Below are 18,121 nucleotides of genomic sequence, written 5' to 3'. Positions count from 1 at the left end.
GCGCCTCCTCAAAGTCTCCACACAAACCCAAACCCGCAAAGGAAACAATGACTTCCATGCACCTTGAGAAGTACTGGCACCGGCTGTCCCCGGCCAGCAAGCAGTGGCTCCTCGACAATCCTGGTTGTGTAATTCTGCCCCGGACCATCTCGGCAGAAATAAATGCCGAATCCGGAGAGGACGCTGATTCTGATAGTCACGGCGAAACTGTCCTGTCACCGGAAAACATCGAGTTCATCCGGTCCAAAACGCGCCAGGAAGAACCGTCCCCGGCACAGCCGACCTACCGGTTCTTCGACTCTGTACAGCCCTAAACCCACGGGACCCCGGCCACCCAAACCGGGCCGGGGTCCAGCCATTAACGTACTGGGCGAGGCCCCTGCGACCGAAAGGGGGCCGGGCGGGGCATAGTTGGAGTATGGCAACCTACGATTCCCGGAGTTTTTACACGCGCGGTGATTCCTTCAGTGTTGGAGCTTCGCGGGAACACGTGGAACGCTCGCTTCTTGACTTCGGGGCAACCGATGTTCTTTTCAGCCAACGTGGCCACCTCAACGCCATCTCGTTCAGAGCCAGCGGAAGGCAATTTCGGATTGTCCTCTCATTACCGCAGACCGAGCGAAGCCCTGCTGTTCCGGGTGGAGTGTCCGACGTCCCCGGCAAGGAGGTTAGCGCAAAAGTGCTCGAACTCGATGCCCGGAGGTTCTGGCACGCCTTCGCCTTGTCCACCGACGCCAAACTCGCAGCGGCGGCAGCCGGTGTTGCAACACTCGAATCCGAATTTCTGGCCCATGTGGTGCTCCCCGGCAACCATACGGTGATGGACGAACTCGAACCCGTCATAGCCTCTGCCTACAGGTCCGGGCAGCGTCCCTCCATCAGTGCTGCTGCTGGACCACGAACCGATTGAAAAAATGGGCCATGACCCAGCCAGGAAGGACCGCGGCAGGCCGGAAGGCTCATCGTGTTGGGGACCGGGGCGCGTTGAGAAATGATGGAAACCCCTTGGCCACTTGTGGAGCCCTGCGTTTTCAGTTTGAATTAGCGCCGTCGCACTGGGCGACTTTCGTGCAGTTCTTGGTCTCGCAGGTGCCCTGGCACCGCCCTTAGGAAGAAGCTTCAGTGAAAGCGTTGCACAGGCTGGGTGCTGTTCCGTTTCCGAATATTGTCCGCCCGCGCGGAAAGGCCAAAGGGATAGCCAACGCTGCCGCGGCGTTGTCCTTGTTGGCGGGGCTGATATCCCTCACCATCCCTTCCGCCGGCACTGTACCCAGCGCGACAGCCGCAGACATCAAACCGGGGGAGTGGGTTTCCCTGGCGGCCGGTCCGGCGCCGGCCAGCAACCCGCTGCAGGGCTTTGTCCCCTACGCCGGGAAGTACGGTTCCCTGCCCTATTCCATGGAATGGTTCTACATTCCGGTGAACGCAGTGGTCACGGGACCCGGCAACTACGACTGGTCCGCCCTGGAATCCCAGCTGAACGCCATTGCCGCCCGCGGACACCAGGCCGTCTTCAGGTTCTACCTCGACTACCCCGGCAAGCCAACCGGCGTTCCCAAATACCTCCTGGACGCCGGATTGGCCACCCACTCCTACACCGACTACGGCAACCAGGGCATCAGCGTTTCCCCCGACTACGACGACCCGCGCCTGGCACAGGCGCTGGACGGCTTCATCGCGGCCTTTGGGTCAAAATACGACGGCGACCGGCGCATCGGCTTCATCCAGGCGGGCCTGCTGGGGTTCTGGGGCGAATGGCACACCTACCCCCACGACGGGTGGGCCTCGCCGGAAAACTGGTCTGCCTCGGCCACCGAGCAACAACTTGTCCTGCAGGCCTACACGGCCGCCTTCACCAGGACCAAGCTGCAGGTGCGGTACCCCACCACCGCGAACAGCAGCCTCAGCGTGGGCTACCACGACGACTCGTTTGCCGCCGAAACCATGCCCGGAACCGGCTGGAGCTTCGTGGACAAACTGCAGCAGGCCGGCGCAACCGGCAAATGGCTCACCCAGCCGGTGGGCGGCGAACTCCGCCCCGAGCTGCAGCCCTGCCTTTTCGACGCCGTCCGGTGCCCCTGGGTGGCCGACCCGGCCCAGAAGGACTTTCCGGGGAGCGTGGCGGCAACGCACGCCTCGTGGCTGCTCAACCAGTACGCCTTCAGCCCAGCGTACGCAGGGGCTGCCCAAAGCAATGCTGCCGCAGCCTCCCAATCGCTGGGCTACCGGTTCCAGGCCACCGGCTTTTCCCTGACGCCCGGAACCGTGAAGGGACAGAGCGACCTCAGCGTCACCATCCGCAACACGGGTGCGGCGCCGTTCTACTATGACTGGCCGGTGCAGGTGGCTGCCGTGGGCGGCGACGGGAAGATCGCCAGGACCTGGACCACTTCCTGGCGGCTCACCTCGATCAAACCCGGCATGGCACCCACCCTGGGAGCGCCCCTCAGCACCGCCGGCCTCCCCGCCGGCTACTACACGCTGGTGCTGCGGCCGGTGAACCCGCTGGCCAATGGCGTCCCGCTGCGCTTTGCCAACGCTGCCCAGGACCAGACGCTGCCCGGATGGCTAACCTTGGGACGCAACTACTTCCCCGCATCCTGACCACCGACCACCGCCAAGCCGCGGCCGCCGACTGCTAACTGGCTGCCGCCTCCATGCGGTACCCGTTCGGGTTGTTCTGCTGCCAACGCCAGGCATCGGCGCACATGTTCTCCAGCGTCTCCGCAGCCTTCCACCCCAGGTCGCGGAAGGCCGCCGTCGGATCCGCCAGGCTGACCGGGGCGTCTCCCGGGCGCCGCTCCGCCAGGCTGTAGGGGATGGCAGTCTGCGCAGCCTTTTCAAAGGCGCGGATGATTTCCAGGACGAAGTGGCCGCTGCCGCTGCCCAGGTTCCAGGTGTGGACCCCCTCGCGGGCAGCGAGGTAATTCAGTGCCGCCAGGTGTCCGGCGGCCAGGTCCATTACGTGGATGTAGTCGCGGATCCCGGTGCCGTCGGATGTTGGGTAGTCGCCGCCGAAGACGTTCAGCATGTCCCTGCGGCCCACCGCCACCTGGGTGACGTACGGGAAGAGGTTGTTCGGGGGACCCTGCGGGTCCTCGCCGATCTGGCCGGACGGGTGGGCGCCCACCGGGTTGAAGTAGCGGAGGAGGGCCAGCCGCCACCGGCCGTCAGAGGCCTGCACGTCCGTGAGGATCTCTTCAATCTGCTGCTTGGTCCGGCCGTAGGGGTTGGTGGCCCCCAGCCTGCTGTCCTCCTTGAGCGGCATCTGAGGGTTGCTCCCGTACACCGTGGCGGAGGAGCTGAAGACGAGGGTCCGCACGTCATGGGCGTCCATGGCCTCCAGCAGGTTCAGCGTCCCGGTGACGTTGTTCCGGTAGTAGCGCAGGGGCTGGGACACCGATTCGCCCACGGCCTTCAAACCCGCGAAGTGGATCACCGCCTCAGCCCCGGCGGCGGCGAACACCCCGTCCAGCGCCGCGGGGTCCGTGATGTCGGCCTCGTGGAAGGCCAGGCTGCGTCCGGCGAGTTTCTGGACGCGCAGCAGCGACTCCATCTGGGAATTGCTGAGGTTGTCCACCGCCGTGACGTCGTGCCCGGCCTCCAGCAGCTGGAGGATGGTGTGGGACCCGATGTACCCGGCGCCGCCGGTAACTAGAACCTTAATGTCTCTGCCCTCGCTGATAGACAACCCCGCTCTGCGGGGCCAGGACCACATGGTGGGGTGCCGGTTGCCCGGCGGCATCAACCAGCCCGGACGGGACTTTGATGCGGCGCCGGCTGCGGCCGTCGTTGTTGAAGTTCACTGCCGCCCAGCCGCCGCTGAAGGTCCGCGACCATACGTGCCGGCGGCCCTGGGGCTGCCCCTCGGGGTGCCCAAGGGGCCAGTCCAGTTCCTCGATGTGCTGGGTGCGGCTGTAGTCGTCGTGGCCGGTCGCCGTGTAGGAACCCGCGCCGCCGCCGAAGATCCAGAACGCCGCCAGCCCATACCGGAAGTTGGGGTGGGCGTCATCGCCGTCGGTGGGGACGCGCAGGATCGAAATTCCGGGCCCGTCTGCCTGGGCAAGCTGTGCCTCGGCCGTGCGGGGATCGAACAGGTTCGCCGGCCCGTAGCCCAGCCACACCTCCTCGAAGCCGCCGCCGTACGCCGCGTGGGAATCCCAGCGGCCCGGCAGGCGCCGGGATTCGGCAATGTTAGGCACCAGGACCTTGCCCACGCCGTTCAATGCAGCCCCCGCAGCGTGGACCAGTTTGTCCAGGCCGTCCCGGAAGTCGGCCATGGATGCCGCGTCCTGCACCGGGGGCCGGATGCCGTAGTAGTCGTCAAAGACGTCGTTGTCCGCCATCACGCCGTCAAAGGGAGAGCCTGCCAGCTCGCTGGTGACGTTCTGCACCCAGCGGGCACGGTACTCCGGGTCCCACACCTTCATCTGCCAGTGTCCGCCGTACCCGTTCCACTCGATGCGCGCGCCGTCCAGCCGCGTGGCGAACCATGTGCCGCCGTCGTCCTCTGCCTCCCGGTACGTCACCCCGGAACTGAAGATGGGCCCCGGTTCATAGGCACGGGTGGAGGACAGGCACTTGTAGCAGAGCACCGTCATGTCCGGGCGGCGGCGCTTGAGCTCGGCTGCCGCGTCCAGCTCCCACGGCTGGAGGATGGCCGCGCGGTAGTGCTCCGCGGCGAAATCGATCTGCGCCGGAGAAATGGGATCGCCGTAGCGGATCCACGCACCCACTCCCGTCACAGCGGCACCACGGTAAGGGCTTCGGTGGGCAGCTCTTCCGCAGCCGCCATGTCCAGCGCTGTTACGTCCGCCGCAGCCGGCTCCACCACCGGCAGGTCTCCGAGGGCGCGGTAAATCTGGTTGTAGGACGACATCACCTCGTGCATCTGGAAGAACTCCTGCACGCGGGTCCGGGCGTTGGCTGCATACTCGCCGTAGGAGTCCAGGTTGCCGATGACGGCCTGGACCGCGTCCGCCATCTGCACCACGTTGCCCGGGGTCACCGTTTCGCCGCAGGCGCCGATGGTCTTCCCGTCCGTGGTCAGCAGGTCATCGGCGATGAGCTGGGCCACGCCGCCAACGTCGGAGCCCACCGTGGGAATGCCGGCGGCCATGGCCTCCAGGATGACGATGGGCTGGCCCTCGTTATAGCTGGGGAGCACCAGCAGGTCGAACTGGTCAAGCATTTCCCTGACGTTGACGGTGCCGTGGATGGTGACCTTGTCCTGCAGGCCCAGGGCCTCGATCTTGGCCAGGCACGCTTCGTAGTATTCGGGCACGTGCTCGGTGGGGCCCAGGACGTCCAGGTGCAGGTTGGGATAGCCGCGCTGCGTGAGGACCTCCATGCTCGAAAGCAGGTCAAGCAGCCCCTTGATGGGCACCACGCGGGCGATGTAGACCAGGCGCCAGACGTGCTCCGCGGAGTCCTGCCGGAGGTTTTCCAGGACCTGCCGGCGCGCCCGGTACTTCCCGTCGAACTCCTCGATGACCATGCCGTTGGGCACCACGACGGACTTGTCGATGTCCGTTCCCAGGCGGGCTGCCTCTGTGATGGCGCTGGGGTAGAGGTAGGTAATCAGGCGGGCGCTGGGGTAGCAGAAGCGTCCCATTTCCGTCCACCAGGCCATCCAGGCGCGCTGTTCCGCCGTGACGTCGAAGAGCCGGTAGTCATCGGCCGTGATGGACAGGGCCATGTTGCGGTCCAGCAGGGTGTTCACGGTGTCCCGGACATACAGGTTGTGTTCGGTCAGCAGGAAGGCGGTGTCGTGGTCCCGCGCGGCCGCTGCCCCCAGCAGGGATGCGTAGCCGGTGGTGTGGGCGTGGTAGACCCTGGCGCGGGGCATGGTCTCGCCGGTGATGGCATAGGCCAGGGAGAAGAAGTTCCGCAGCACCCAGAAGGATTCGGCCAGCGGCAGGTTCAGCTGCGGCATCCGGTCCTGCAGCGCCTGCATGAATTCCCGGGATCCGAGCAGGGCCCACAGGGGGTACTGCCGGGTCCGCTTGTTGAGGCCCTCGTCAATCAGGTCCCACAGCGGCTCCACTTCGCCGTGTTCTGACAGGGCGTAGATGGCGTCAAAAAGCCGGTGAGAGAGTTCTTCGCGCTGTTTGGAGTCCATGCCCAGGTCCTTGACGGTCACCGACATGTAGTCGTGCCGGTGTTCCTCCATGCTGAGGAAGACCGTCCGGACCCAGCGGACGTTCCCGGGCATGCCGTAGAGGTCCGTCAGCGGCGCGCTGGAGTCCCAGGTGATGTGGATGATGCCGTAGCTGAGGTCCGGGTTGTGCGTGACGATGTCGTGCACCACTGCCGAGACGCCGCCCTTGAGGTAGGGGTAGGTGGACTCCATCACGATGGCCACGTCTACGTCCTGGTACTCGACATCCCGGGGCGCCGGGGCGGCTGCCGGTCCCGCCGAAAGCACTGACGGGGCCGGATTGCTGTTCCAGCGGGTCTTTAGGTTCTTAAGGGTCGAGTACATGGTTGTTTCCTCACCTGGTGTTCTGAAGGCTCAAGAGTTTCGGACTGACTGAGGGACGTGCGGTGGCGGGAGCCACGTCACCACGTGGTGGCGTGCCGCCAAAAGAGGGTGTATTCGGGCTGGCTCCAGTGCCGCTTGTAGAGCGACCAGCCGACGGCGATAAGGACGAAGTCAGCGGCCCCCAGGATCAGGTAGCTGGCGGAATGCAGCGAGGTGCCGATCAGGTGGGCTCCGCCGGCGAAGGCTGCGATGCACACGGCCAGGTGCACGGCGCCGAGGATCTGGGGCGTGATTTTCTCCCCGATGAAGTCCAGCTCGTAGTTCAGGAGCGTGAGCATCATGAAGGACCACGAGGCCAGGGCGGCGGCAACCGTCAGTAACGTGTTGGCCGGGTCCAGGCCGGACACTGCCAGCGACACCGAGAGGGTCAGCAGCCCGGCGATGGCTCCGGTGAGGACCACCGAGCGGTCCAGGACACGGACCAGCCGGCTGGAGCTGCCCTTCAGGACGCTGACCGGGGCGGTGGCGATGTCCTTGTGCAGCCTGCCGAGGGCCCGGTCCACGCCAGGTGCCAAGTGCACGAAGTAGAAGTTGTAGGCGATGACTGCCGGGAGCATGGCAGCGAAAACAGCCACAACCTGGAATGCCCCGCCTGTCACCAGGAACAGCGCATACTTGTCAGCCCAGAGGACCGCACCCATAAGCAGGCCGCGGACCAGGTCAGCACCGAACACCCGTGCGCCCAGGTGCTTGGTGATGCCCAGGTGGCGCAGGCCCGAGCGCATGGCAACGAGCTGCGTGACGGTTCCGACCACAGGCGGCAGCCACCAGGCGGCGGGAGCGAGGAACAGTGCGGCCGCGTAGCCGGACCAGGCGGCAGCCCACAGGCCACGGCGGTTGGCCACGTTGGCCAGCACCAGTGATTGCACGAACAGCAGGTGCAGGACGCACAGGACCACGTAGTGCATCATGGCGTCCCAGGACCAGCCGGTGGCCAGCCACAGGGGAACCGCGAACACCGCAACGAGAGGCAGGGACTGGACGAACATCAGCGGCCAGTACTGGCAGAACCGGCGTGTGATCTCCCCGAGGTTGCGCTCGGCCATGAGGTCACCGAGCACGCGGTAAATGGGGAGGCACGCAGCCTGGGCCAGCCACGGCACGGTGACCGACGATGCCAGGACCACGTAGGTCAGCGGCACCCCTGCAACATTGATGCCGGCCATGGCAGGACTCACCAGCGGGTAGACGGCGTTCAGCAGGAGCACCGGGGACAGGTACAGGAGCAGGGCCGCGCCCAGGCGTTCCTGCGAACCGCCTGCGGCCTGCTGGTCTGCCTTGGAGATCCGGGGCGTCACGATGAGCGCTACCGCCAGCAGCAGGGGAAGCACTGCCGCCGCCAGGACAAGGACGGGTGAGCCGCCGGTAAGGAACCTGCTGCCGAACGGCACCATGGCGGACAAGGCCAGGCCGACAATAACGAACACGAACATTTGGCGGGCATAGGTGTCTTGCAGCAGATGTTTCAGTGACGTCATGTCTTCCTTCGGGCGGCAGGCGGGAGCTGCGAAACCTGTTGCCCCGGGAACACGCGCGGCCGGTCAGCCGCGCCCAGGGCAGCGGGTGACGCCAGCGTCGTGAAGCGTAAGGGGTGTGGATGGTGGCAGGAGCTGGGGGACCGACGGCGACTGGGGGGATGCGCCCTGGTCTCAGGAGGGCACACACCGCCGCCGGCCCCGGTAAAACCCGGGTGGACCCCTGCGGGGAAACCCGGAAGCTTTTTGGGTGCGCGGAACGCGTTCCGCTCCAGGGAGGAGCGGCCCGGACACGACAATAAAGGCCCTACATCAAGAACTGACCATTGAATTGATTAATAAACATCCAATGATTTGAGTAAAGCGCCGCATTAAGGAGTTCCTGCAGGCGCGGAAGAAGACCGTCCCCGCCCGGCTTTACGTCGCTTTTGGGCTGACCAGGAAACAGTGCGGCGGGCCTGCGAGGCTTACTACTGTAGGCCACTCCCGGTCAGGGATGCGCTCCTTGGGGCCGTCTTTGGGCCAACTACTGGCTGCGTTTCCGCCGCCGGTTTTGAGCAGTCCACGCCCACCGGGACGAAGGAAGCCAGTACGATCCCGACGAAGATCATGTGGATGTTGGCCCCGATCCGGTCGTACCGGCCCAGCCAGAATCCCAGGCTGACGCTGACGCCCCACAGCAGGGCGCCCACGGCGTTATAGGCAAGGAAGGCTCGGTAGCTCATCTTTCCCACGCCTGCAGTAACGGGAAGGACGGTCCGCACAATCGGCACGAAACGGGCCAGGACCACGGACCGGCGCCCGTATTTGAGGAAAAAGGTGTGGGCCTTGTCAGCGTATTCGCCGCGCAGGAGCCTGGAGCCGGGCCGGTTGAAGACGGCAGGCCCCGCCTTCCTGCCGATGAGGTACCCGGCTTGGTCCCCGCCGGGCGCGGCAAGAAACGCGGCGCCCGCCAAAACCGCGATGGGCACCTGGATGGTTCCCATTGCCGCCGGGAGGCCCGACGGTGGAGGCAGCCAGCGTGACGGGGTGCATGGGCCTAACCTATGCCACCAACCTCAATCCCGGCTTGCGGATGTACCGGTCACCGTCTGGTTCCGTTGCCCTGATGCTGTCGCCGCAGGTCATCGGCCTGCGCCGGCCGGTGCAAAGCTGTCCCGGATAGCTTCGCAAAACTACTAATCATGCTTACCATTGTGGGGCGCGGGCTGCCCGCTGGGGGCAGAGCACCCGCGCGGCACCGGAGGTCTCTAAGCATGGACAACGAAATGCGTCCCCTTACCGATGATGAACTGATGTCCGAACAGGCCACCGCCCTGCCGGACAAGGAAGTAGCATCCGTCCTGGACCTGAACGCGGACCTGGACCTGGGCATCAACGCTGCGGCCCCGATTGACCTGGCCGTCGCCGCCAACGCGAACGTGGCCGCGCCCATCGACGCCGCCGCGTCAGCCAACATCCTGTCGTTTGGCTCGGACGCGCAGGCTTTGTCCAGCCAGGACGCTGCCATTGACCAGGGGATCACAGCCGACGCCAACGCTGACTCCACCCAGGACAGCGTGATCGGCCAGGGCGACGGCACCGCGGACGCGGGCACAACCGACGCCGGGACCACGGACGGCGGGGCAGGCGCCGGGACGGATCCCACCAGCACCGGTGGCCTGACCGACGCCGCCGGTGCACTGAACGGGAACCTGCTCAACGTGGACGTCAACCTCGATGCCGACGCCGCCATTGCAGCCCCCATCAACGGTGCCGTCGCGGCGAACGCCAACGTTGCAGCCCCGATCGACGCGGCCGTGGCCGCCAACATTGGCTCCATCGACAGCCAGGCGTACGCCATCTCGGACCAGAGCGCCACCATCTCGCAGCACATCGACGGCGCCGCCAACGCCGCGGCCGGCCAGCAGTCCGACCTGCAGCAGTAAGCCCAGATGACCCAGACCCAAGGCGGCCCGCCTTCCCAGGCGGGCCCGCCGTCGTCGACCGCTGCCCTTTCCCAGGACCCGCCGGACCGGACCATCACGACGGCGGGTGCCCACCTTCCTGCCCTGGCCGACGGCGTGCAGTTGCTTGGCCCAGCGGAAGGCTCCGGCTACCGGGAGCCGCTGGCTCTGGTGCGCCGCGCCGACGGCCAGACCCTGCAGCTGACCCGGCTGCTGTACCTGGTGCTGGAGGGTGCCGACGGCACCCGTGACTTTGACGCTATCGCCAAGCACGCCAGCGAGGGCTCGGGGCGCCTGGTCAGCGCAGACAACGTCCGCACGTTGATGGACTCCCAGCTGCTGCCAATGGGTCTGCTCCGGCTCGCCGACGGCAGCCAGCCCGAGGTCAAGAAGGCGAACCCGCTGCTGGGCCTGCGGTTCCGCTACGTCGTTTCCGACCCCGAGCGCACGCGCCGGATCACGGCGCCATTCGCCGTGCTCTTCAACCCGCTGATCGTGGTGGCCGTGACGGCCGCGTTCCTTGCCGCGTGCTGGTGGGTGCTCATGGTGAAGGGACTGGGTTCGGCCACTCACGAGGCCTTCGAGCAGCCGGCCCTCCTGCTGCTGATCCTCGCGGTCACCATCCTCTCCGCCGGGTTCCACGAATTCGGCCACGCCGCAGCCACCCGCAAGGGCGGGGCGACGCCCGGAGCCATGGGAGCGGGGCTGTATCTGCTGTGGCCCGCGTTCTTTACGGACGTCACGGATTCGTACCGGCTGGGCCGCGGCGGCAGGATCCGCACCGACCTGGGCGGACTGTACTTCAATGCCATCGTGGCGGTGGCCATCATGGGCCTGTGGTGGGCCACCGGCTTCGACGCGCTCCTGCTGGTGGTGGTCACGCAGATCCTGCAGATGGTCCGGCAACTGATCCCTCTGGTGAAATACGACGGCTACCACATCCTGGCCGACGCCACCGGAGTGCCTGACCTGTTCCAGCGGATCAAGCCGACCCTTCTGGGGATCCTTCCGTGGCGGTGGGGAAACCCGGAAAGCAAGGTGTTGAAACCGTGGGCGCGGGCCGTGGTCACCGTTTGGGTCCTGGTCACGGTGCCGGTGCTGCTGTTCAGCATGGTGATGATGGTGTTGTCCCTGCCGAGGCTGCTGGCCACCGGTTGGGCCAGCGTGGGCAAACAGCAGGAGGCGCTCTCGGCGTCGCTCGCCAGCGGGGACTTCCTGGGCGTGGCCGTGCGGGCACTGGCCATGATCGTGGTGGCCGTCCCGGTGCTGGGCGTGCTGTATATCGTGGCGCGGCTGCTGCGGCAGCTGGTTAGCGGGCTTTGGCAGAAAACCCGCGGCAAGGCCCTGCAGCGCACCGCTGCGATGACCGCCGTGGCAGTCCTTCTGGGCTGCCTCGCCTGGGCATGGTGGCCTGACGGCGGGACGTACCGCCCGGTACAGGCCTATGAACGCGGGACGCTGGGGGATGCCACACGGGCAATCCTTCCCGCGCGCGACGGCGGGGCATTGCGGCAGGGCGCTGCCGGACGAACCGTTGTGCTGTGGCCCGCCGGGGCTGCGAAACCGACCCGGGACAACCCGCAGCTGAGCATGGTGCTGGTCCCGGCGGGTTCTTCCGCCGCTCCATCTTCCGGCGGCGGTTCCGATGCAGGTCCCGCTGCTGCGGCGCCCTCCTGGGTGTTCCCGTTCGACCGGCCGGCTGCCCCCGAGAGTGACGGGAACCAGGCGCTCGCCGTCAACACCACCGACGGCTCCGTCCAGTACAGCGTGGCGTTCGCCCTCGTGTGGGCCGAGGATGGCCAGCCCGTCACCACCACCAACGAGGCCTACGCCTTCGCCAATTGTTCGGGCTGCGCGGCGGTGGCCGTAGGGTTCCAGGTGGTGCTGGTGGTGGGACAGGCGGACGTGATCGTGCCGCAGAACCTTTCGGCGGCGGCCAACTACAACTGCCTGGACTGCCTCACCTACGCCCTGGCCAGCCAGCTGGTCCTGACACTTGACGGGCCGCTGGACGGGGACAGCAAACAGCAGCTCGAAGCGCTCTGGGCCAAAATCGCCGAATACGGGCGGAACATCCGCGACGTACCGCTCTCCGATATCCAGGCCACGCTCAACGGGTATAAGGAACAGATCACGGCCATCGTCAAGGGTGCTTCGGTTGCCGGGGGTACTTCCGGGGCATCGTCTCCAGCCACCTCCGTCCCCAGCGGCGGACCCGGCCTTGGTCCTACCTCATCATCGTCCCCTGGTAACCAGTCCGCTCCGGCGGGGGTACCGGCAGAAACCTTCGCTCCTGACCCAGCTCCGACTGGGGTGGCCACGCCACCGACGGGGCAATATACGGAAGGCCCGCAGCCGACGTCGTCCGTTGGCTATGCGACGCCGGCACCCGGCGCGGACTACGGGACGGGCGAGACCCCGGCGCCGGCGCCCACTTCGGGCGCCGGGTAAAAGTGGGGGGCCGGCAGCTTTATTCGAATCGACGCTGATCCGTTGCCTCCGCCGCCGGCCCCTGGTCCGTGGTGAACGTGGAATGGGTTGCCTGGCGGCGCCACTGGTGGTGCCGCCAGGCGTCTGAGACCATCGGCAGTAGCCGACGCGGGGTGCGGTTGACTGGGCCCCAGTACCCAGTTGCAGCAACGCTGCATTCCGTCCCCTTGGGCATCACTTTGCCCGGACCGCCTCAAGGGTGGGCTTGGATTTGCTCAAGAATGCATCAAGGTCGCCTCACTTTTCCCACGGCCGCCAACGCGGAAGGAGCCCTGTAGGTATGGCGGCAATCTGGATTGGAGTATTGATTACTGGTCACATCTGCGGGGCGGGCACCTACCGTTCTTTCATGCTGAAAATCGTGAAGCAGATCCTGCGATCCAAGCCAAAGTGCAGGTATTGCGGGATGGCCCTGCCCCCATCTCCATCGGCGGCATTTTGCTCCCGCCACTGCTATGACAGCTTCCAGTACTGGGGCGGCGGTTCCTCCCACGGATAAATGGCATCCTCCTGCGGCCCGGACCGTCAGAAACCTGAAGTTCCCCAGATGCCCAGTCCAGGTACGGCCGCGTTGCCCGCCACGTCAGTGAGGTTCGACGACGGCGTATAGGAGGGCTGCCCCGCGGTCACATTCTGCAGGGTGCTGCCGTTGGCAGAGTTCCCGAGTTTGATGGTGAACGTCTTCGCAGTGGGGTTCCACGTAAGAGTGGACGCCCCACCGGATCCGTTACCGTTGGGCCCAAAGGTGGCTGTTGCCGAAACGTAGTTGCCGCCCAGTGAGATGTTGCCGATGTTGAGCCCCGTGCAGTCGGTCGTTGAGAAGCTGAGGGTGTCGTTCAGGTTGTTGTCAGACAGCGTTGCGATGCCGTTGAAGGTGGTGGCACCGCTGGTGCTGGTGCAGAATTTGGCCGGATCCAGGGCCTCGGAGTATGTGATGGTCAGGGTGTCGCCCTTGTCCGCGGAATTCTGCTTCGGCCCGCCGTTGGTGAGGACAACGCCTGTGACGGACGGCGCGGCGGTGTCCTTGGTGACCGTGGTGCTGACAGAAGCGGTGTTGCCCGCGGCGTCACTCGTAGTGGCGGTGACCGTCACCGTGACGATTGGATTGCTTGTTGAGGTGTCCCGGAGGTTGGTCAGGTCTAATGCGGGCGTGGTCCAGGCTGAGCCCGAGGCGGTTGCCGGGACGCTGGTGGCAGAGTCGGTGACCGCAAGGTTCACGGTGGAACCGGAGTCGGTGGTGCCGCTGACCGGGTAGTTTTTGACGTTGCCCGAAAAGATCGTCGGCAGGGGATTGAGCTTCAGGGACAGCACGGTGTCCTTTGTGTCCGATGCAGTGACAGCGCTACTGGTGTTGCCCGCAGGGTCGGCGACGTTGATGGTGTAGGTGATTGCTCCTTGGCCCAGGGGTCCGAGGTTCAGGTTCAGCGACCAGGCACCCGTTCCGGAAGCAGTGGCGGTGCCCGTGACAGGGGTGGTGCCGGCGGTGTCGGCGGCGCTTACGGTCACCGTAGACCCGGCTTCGGCGCTGCCGGTGACAGGGACGGACAAGACGTTGCCGGTGTAGACGTAGGTGGGCACGCCCACACTGGCAGCCGGGGACGGGGCGACGGTGTCCTTCGCGCTCGTGGCCGTTTTGGCGGCGCCTGTGTTGCCTGCGGCATCCGTGGCGGTTGCCGAGTAGGCAACGGTGCCCTGGTCCAGGCTGGTCAGGTCAACTTTGACGGACCAGGAGCCCAGCGTAGCGGTGGCCGTCGCCGGCACTGAATGCCCGGCGCCATCTCTGGCTACGAGGTTGACCGTGGCCCCTGCTTCGGCGGTGCCGCTGACCGTCACCCCGGAAACCGTCGCCTGGCTTACGTAGGCGGGAACGGTGGTGAAGGCCGGAGCAGCCGGCGCCTGGGTATCGATCTTGACCGTCTGGCTCTGAGCGGACCCGGCGTTGCCCACCTTGTCCGTCGCGAAGTAGGACAGCGTGTGCGTACCGTCTCCCATGACCGGACTGGTGGCAACGGCCGCGCTGACCATCTGCTGCACGCCGCCGTCGACCACGTAGGTGATGGAGGCGACGCCGGAACCGTTGGTGCCGTCGTCGGCCGTGACCGTCACAGTGACGGGGCTGGTGTTGTTCCAGCCGGCTGCGTTAGGGGTGGGCGAAACTGTTGCTGAGGCGGTCGGCGCAATGGCATCGCTGCTGACGCCGTTGCTGCGCGGGCTCTCGGCCCCGGTCCAGAGCGCGATGGCCGGGGTCACGGTGTAGTACCAGGTGCCGCCCGGGACATTCTGCTCGGTGCAGGTGAGCGTGGTGACGGTTCCCGCGCAGCCGCCCGTGGCCGGGATGGCGGTCCCGCCGGTGGCGGCTGAGTAGCGGGCGACGGTGTAGCCGGTGGCGGGATGGCCGTTGACGGTGGTCCCGTTGGCCCAGGTGACGGTCAGGGACGTGTTGCTGGCGGTGACCGAGGGCTTGGAGCCGGGTGAGAGCGTGTCGGCTGCGGCGGCTGCGTTGTTGCTGCTGGTGGTGGAGGCCCAGAACGCGTAGGCCGCGGTGCCGGTGCCGAGCAGGAGCAGGACCGCGGTGATGATCCAGGCCAGCCTGCGGGACGGGCGGCGGCCGATGAAGAGGGACACGTTGCGGATGGCGAGGCTCATTTCCGGACCTCCGCCGTGACGGGGAGGCTGAACGTGGCGCCCTGGCAGGCTGCGAGCGAGGTGGTATCCATGGCGGCCGCTCCGGGGAGGGTGATGAGTGCTGACGAATTAGCGGGAACATATGTGGCGGGAGACAGCGGCGCGGCGGACCCGGTAAAGCTGACGCCGGTGGTGGTGCAGCCGGGGTGCGACGCGTCGGCGGCCGCGGGGCCGTTGCCGGCGACGCTGTACACCTGCACCGAGTACGGGTTGGGGTTGGTCAGGCGGAGGACGACGTCGGCGCTGCCGCCAGGATAGAGAGCCGCCTTGGGGTTGTCGCTGGCGACGAGGGCGTCCACGGTGACGGTTTGCATGGTGGCAGCGGCTGCGGATCCTGCCCCTGTTCCGGACGCTGTCCAGTAGGCGTAGGCGGTTCCGGCGCCGGCGGTGGCCAGGAGCCCGACGAGGGCAGCTGCCTTGAGGCCCCGGCCTCTGCTGGTGTTGGTCATCTCAGTTCCCCTGTCCTGATCCTGAGTAGCTGAGCTGGAGGGTTGCACCTTTGCAGCCGTCCTGATTGGTGGACGTATCCAGCATTCCCACCCGCGGCCAGGCGGTCTGGGCGACGTTGAGCCCTTGGAGCGAACCGCCCGTGGCCGGCACGGCCATCGGGTACGGGCCGCTGTACTGGGTGACGGTGAAGTCGGCCGGCGTGCAGGGCAGGTTGCCTGCCACGGCGGCCGCACTCCGGGTGACGCCCGCGACGGCGACCGAGAGGTTGGTCAGCGACAGCGGCTTGTTGATGGGGTTGCTGATCTGCAGGTTCAGTCCGGCCGACGTGCCGGGGGACAGGGTTCCGGGGACGTTCCCGGAGATGCCGAACTGCTTGATGGTGGAGTCCAGGACCAACTGGACATTCGCGTAGGCGTACTGCGCCTTCCCGGAGGAGTCCTTGCCGGTGCCCACCAGGTACAGGCTGGAGGATCCTGTGGGGGAGGCGCTGGTGGTGGCCACCTGGAGAGTGGTGGAGTTCCCGGTGGCCGGGTTGGGCGAGAACGATGCCGTTGCACCGGCCGGCATTCCGCCCAGGACGCTGAAGGTGACGGGGCCGGTGAAGTTGTTGCGGCTGAGCTGCAGCGTGTAGACGGCGGTGGCGCCCGGCGGCATGCTGACGGAGTCCGGGGTGGCTGTCATCGAGAACGAGCTGGAGATCTTGTAGTTCACCGTGAGGCTGGCCGTCACGCTGCCGGAGACCTTGCCGCTTGCCGCGGTGATGATGATTGAGCTGGTTCCCGCCGGCGTGGTTGCGGCGGTGGTGGCGTTCAGGGTGGCCGTTGCGCTGCTGCCGGAGTTGAGGGTGATGGACGACGGCGTGAAGGCACCCGCTGCCCCGGCCGGAAGTCCCGCGGCGGCCAGGTTGACTGCGCCGCTGAAGCCTCCAGTAGAGGTGGCCGTGACCGTGTAGGAGGCTGACTGGCCCTGCTGGACGGACTGGCTTGCGGGGGAGACCTGCACCGTAATGCCGGGCTTTGGATTGTTTGCCGCCGCAATCAGCGATCCGGCCCCCGCCAGCAGCAGCACCAGCGCCACCAGCGCTGCCTTGATACCGATCCGCCTGCGACGCCGCGCATGCCCGTCCTGCTCGTGCACCCTGTGCCCCTCTTTCTTCGGTGCAAATGACGGCAAGCCGGGGGCGGATTCGCACCGCCCCCGGCCCGCTCGCTTAGTTAGTGGCTGGTGACGTTCACCGTGATGGTTGCGTTCTTGCAGGCATCCTGGTTGTCCGCGGTGTCGACGAAGGTCAGGGTGCCGGTGCCGACAGTCGTTCCGGTCGTCTTCGCCGGAACCGTCGCAGGCGTGGCGGTAGCGTCTACGGTGAACCAGATGGGGAGGCACTTCGCGTCACTGGTGGCCACCGTCGGAGCCAAGCCCGCGACAAGCGTGCTGGAGGTGTTTGAGTTATCTGCCGTGTAGGTCACCACCCTGGACTCACCGGGGGCAATGTCCTTCGCAAACGAAGAATGCAGAGTTACCACGTTGTTTCCCGATGAGGCCGCAGCTTCACCTGAACCCGAACCCGTGGTGCTCCAGTAGGCGTATGCGGCGCCGCCGCCGGCTGCCAGCAGCGTCGCGGACAGGGCAACAGCGGCGATCTTGTTCTTCTTGGTCATAGGACGCATGGAAAGACTCCTTGATGAGTGTGTGTGAGAACCCGTTCCCCCATTGGTGGCTCCATCCTGGTGCCTTCCGGTGGATCGATGACCCAATATTTGCCGGAGCGAATAGGCGCAACAACAGGTGCCGGTACCCGAGTTTCTGAAACCTCAAGAAGCCGGGTACTCGGTAAGCGCTGCCACTACCTGCGTTCTCCGAGCTGCGTTGCCGTGGAAGTTTCTCCGCGCACCGTGAAGACTCAAGGGGAAAAGGGGCAACCCAAGTAGTAGTCCCCGCTGACTTCGGGTACTGCTATGGTGCGCTCACATTGAGGAAATCTTGCGCACCTGGAACATCAATTTCGGGAGTAAGTACTGCCCTCTGCGCTGAAGTTCCCTACCGCGTATCCACGTCCTCGAACACCAGGAACGTCTGCGTATCGAGCACGCCGGGCATGGTCTGAAGTTGGTCGAAGATGACCCGGCGGAGGTCGATGTTGTCCACGGCCCGGACTAGCAGGATCACGTCGAAGTCGCCGCCCACCAGCGCGATGTGGTGCACTTCCGGGATGGCGCCCAGCTGGTCGCGGAGCTCGCGCCAGGAATCCTGCTTCAGCTTCAGCGTCACGTAGGCCGAGGACTTCAGTCCCGCCTTGATGGGATCCACCAGCGCCGTAAACCGCGTCAGCACCCCGTCCCCGGTCAGCCGGGCAATCCGCGAGTACGCATGCGCCCGCGAGATGTGCACGTTGTCGGCCACCTGCGTGACGGACATTCGGCCGTCCCGGGTGAGCTCGGCAATGATGCGGCGGTCAATATCGTCCAGCGGAACCTCGGCAGCAGCATCCTTGCCCGGCATTTTGTCCACGACTCCCGTCGGTAATCCACGTC

The 18,121-nt window shown here is 66.1% G+C and carries 15 protein-coding genes; 5 read left to right on the top strand and 10 right to left on the bottom strand.

Going from position 1 to position 18,121, the window contains the following annotated elements:
• Positions 1-47 precede the first annotated feature (47 nt).
• The 3 genes from AB0280_RS19465 (at position 48) to AB0280_RS19455 (ending at position 2,604) form a co-directional block, all read left to right on the top strand.
• Positions 48-314 carry a hypothetical protein gene (locus AB0280_RS19465; protein ID WP_224026821.1) on the top strand — a complete coding sequence of 89 codons (267 nt, stop codon included), beginning with the start codon at positions 48-50 and terminating at the stop codon, positions 312-314.
• Positions 315-418: 104 nt separating this feature from the next.
• On the top strand, positions 419-910 hold the full coding sequence (locus AB0280_RS19460) for a hypothetical protein (RefSeq protein WP_159631023.1): 492 nt from the start codon (positions 419-421) through the stop codon (positions 908-910).
• A gap of 212 nt (positions 911-1,122) precedes the next feature.
• Positions 1,123-2,604: a DUF4832 domain-containing protein gene (locus tag AB0280_RS19455; protein ID WP_366368422.1), complete on the top strand. Its 1,482-nt coding sequence runs from the start codon at positions 1,123-1,125 to the stop codon at positions 2,602-2,604.
• 34 nt (positions 2,605-2,638) lie between these two features.
• On the opposite strand, the gene galE is transcribed toward AB0280_RS19455, so the two are convergent.
• The 5 genes from galE to AB0280_RS19430 all read right to left on the bottom strand — a co-directional run bounded on the left by galE (position 2,639) and on the right by AB0280_RS19430 (position 9,005).
• Entirely contained in the window at positions 2,639-3,667 is a 1,029-nt protein-coding gene (galE, locus tag AB0280_RS19450; RefSeq protein WP_366368454.1) for a UDP-glucose 4-epimerase GalE, read from the bottom strand.
• On the bottom strand, positions 3,663-4,745 hold the full coding sequence (locus tag AB0280_RS19445) for a putative glycoside hydrolase (RefSeq protein WP_224026819.1): 1,083 nt from the start codon (positions 4,743-4,745) through the stop codon (positions 3,663-3,665). Before AB0280_RS19445 ends, galE begins: the two co-directional genes overlap by 5 nt.
• Positions 4,742-6,484, bottom strand: coding sequence for a GT4 family glycosyltransferase PelF (gene pelF / locus AB0280_RS19440; protein ID WP_366368420.1), 1,743 nt, complete (start codon positions 6,482-6,484; stop codon positions 4,742-4,744). The genes AB0280_RS19445 and pelF overlap by 4 nt, the downstream gene beginning before the upstream one ends.
• Before the next feature lie 77 nt (positions 6,485-6,561).
• Positions 6,562-8,022 (bottom strand): hypothetical protein, encoded by a 1,461-nt coding sequence (locus AB0280_RS19435; RefSeq protein ID WP_366368418.1) that lies wholly within the window; start codon positions 8,020-8,022, stop codon positions 6,562-6,564.
• Positions 8,023-8,489: 467 nt separating this feature from the next.
• The gene (locus AB0280_RS19430) at positions 8,490-9,005 is read right to left on the bottom strand and encodes a DedA family protein (RefSeq protein WP_366368417.1); all 516 of its coding nucleotides are present in this window, start codon (positions 9,003-9,005) and stop codon (positions 8,490-8,492) included.
• A gap of 270 nt (positions 9,006-9,275) precedes the next feature.
• Between AB0280_RS19430 and AB0280_RS19425 the strand changes: the two genes are divergently transcribed.
• Together AB0280_RS19425 and AB0280_RS19420 are read left to right on the top strand one after the other, a co-directional pair.
• Entirely contained in the window at positions 9,276-9,947 is a 672-nt protein-coding gene (locus tag AB0280_RS19425; RefSeq protein ID WP_224026816.1) for a peptidoglycan-binding protein, read from the top strand.
• Between the two features lie 6 nt (positions 9,948-9,953).
• The gene (locus tag AB0280_RS19420) at positions 9,954-12,416 is read left to right on the top strand and encodes a hypothetical protein (RefSeq protein ID WP_366368416.1); all 2,463 of its coding nucleotides are present in this window, start codon (positions 9,954-9,956) and stop codon (positions 12,414-12,416) included.
• 564 nt (positions 12,417-12,980) lie between these two features.
• Here the strand turns inward: AB0280_RS19420 and AB0280_RS19415 are convergent.
• The 5 genes from AB0280_RS19415 to AB0280_RS19395 form a co-directional block, all read right to left on the bottom strand.
• Positions 12,981-15,101, bottom strand: coding sequence for a beta strand repeat-containing protein (locus AB0280_RS19415; RefSeq protein ID WP_307488863.1), 2,121 nt, complete (start codon positions 15,099-15,101; stop codon positions 12,981-12,983).
• On the bottom strand, positions 15,098-15,589 hold the full coding sequence (locus AB0280_RS19410; RefSeq protein WP_307488861.1) for a hypothetical protein: 492 nt from the start codon (positions 15,587-15,589) through the stop codon (positions 15,098-15,100). Before AB0280_RS19410 ends, AB0280_RS19415 begins: the two co-directional genes overlap by 4 nt.
• 1 nt (position 15,590) lies before the next feature.
• Positions 15,591-16,727: a hypothetical protein gene (locus tag AB0280_RS19405; RefSeq protein ID WP_366368415.1), complete on the bottom strand. Its 1,137-nt coding sequence runs from the start codon at positions 16,725-16,727 to the stop codon at positions 15,591-15,593.
• 77 nt (positions 16,728-16,804) lie between these two features.
• Complete coding sequence (locus AB0280_RS19400; protein WP_366368414.1) at positions 16,805-17,257, bottom strand: hypothetical protein; 453 nt, start codon at positions 17,255-17,257, stop codon at positions 16,805-16,807.
• Between the two features lie 370 nt (positions 17,258-17,627).
• Complete coding sequence (locus tag AB0280_RS19395) at positions 17,628-18,089, bottom strand: Lrp/AsnC family transcriptional regulator (RefSeq protein WP_366368452.1); 462 nt, start codon at positions 18,087-18,089, stop codon at positions 17,628-17,630.
• Positions 18,090-18,121 lie beyond the last annotated feature (32 nt).

It is taken from the genome of Pseudarthrobacter sp. 902506025, assembly GCF_040702325.1.
GTDB lineage: Bacteria > Actinomycetota > Actinomycetes > Actinomycetales > Micrococcaceae > Arthrobacter.
The sequence above is the reverse complement of the archived record's forward strand: the minus strand, read 5'-3'. Positions and strand labels throughout refer to the sequence as shown.

Bases quoted from the DNA above. Each gene is read 5' to 3' on its own strand.
- AB0280_RS19465 (WP_224026821.1), top strand. From the start codon at position 48: ATGACTTCCATGCACCTTGAGAAGTACTGGCACCGGCTGTCCCCGGCC.
- AB0280_RS19460 (WP_159631023.1), top strand. From the start codon at position 419: ATGGCAACCTACGATTCCCGGAGTTTTTACACGCGCGGTGATTCCTTC.
- pelF (WP_366368420.1), bottom strand. From the start codon at position 6,484: ATGTACTCGACCCTTAAGAACCTAAAGACCCGCTGGAACAGCAATCCG.
- AB0280_RS19435 (WP_366368418.1), bottom strand. From the start codon at position 8,022: ATGACGTCACTGAAACATCTGCTGCAAGACACCTATGCCCGCCAAATG.
- AB0280_RS19430 (WP_366368417.1), bottom strand. From the start codon at position 9,005: ATGGGAACCATCCAGGTGCCCATCGCGGTTTTGGCGGGCGCCGCGTTT.
- AB0280_RS19425 (WP_224026816.1), top strand. From the start codon at position 9,276: ATGGACAACGAAATGCGTCCCCTTACCGATGATGAACTGATGTCCGAA.
- AB0280_RS19420 (WP_366368416.1), top strand. From the start codon at position 9,954: ATGACCCAGACCCAAGGCGGCCCGCCTTCCCAGGCGGGCCCGCCGTCG.
- AB0280_RS19415 (WP_307488863.1), bottom strand. From the start codon at position 15,101: ATGAGCCTCGCCATCCGCAACGTGTCCCTCTTCATCGGCCGCCGCCCG.
- AB0280_RS19410 (WP_307488861.1), bottom strand. From the start codon at position 15,589: ATGACCAACACCAGCAGAGGCCGGGGCCTCAAGGCAGCTGCCCTCGTC.
- AB0280_RS19400 (WP_366368414.1), bottom strand. From the start codon at position 17,257: ATGCGTCCTATGACCAAGAAGAACAAGATCGCCGCTGTTGCCCTGTCC.
- AB0280_RS19395 (WP_366368452.1), bottom strand. From the start codon at position 18,089: ATGCCGGGCAAGGATGCTGCTGCCGAGGTTCCGCTGGACGATATTGAC.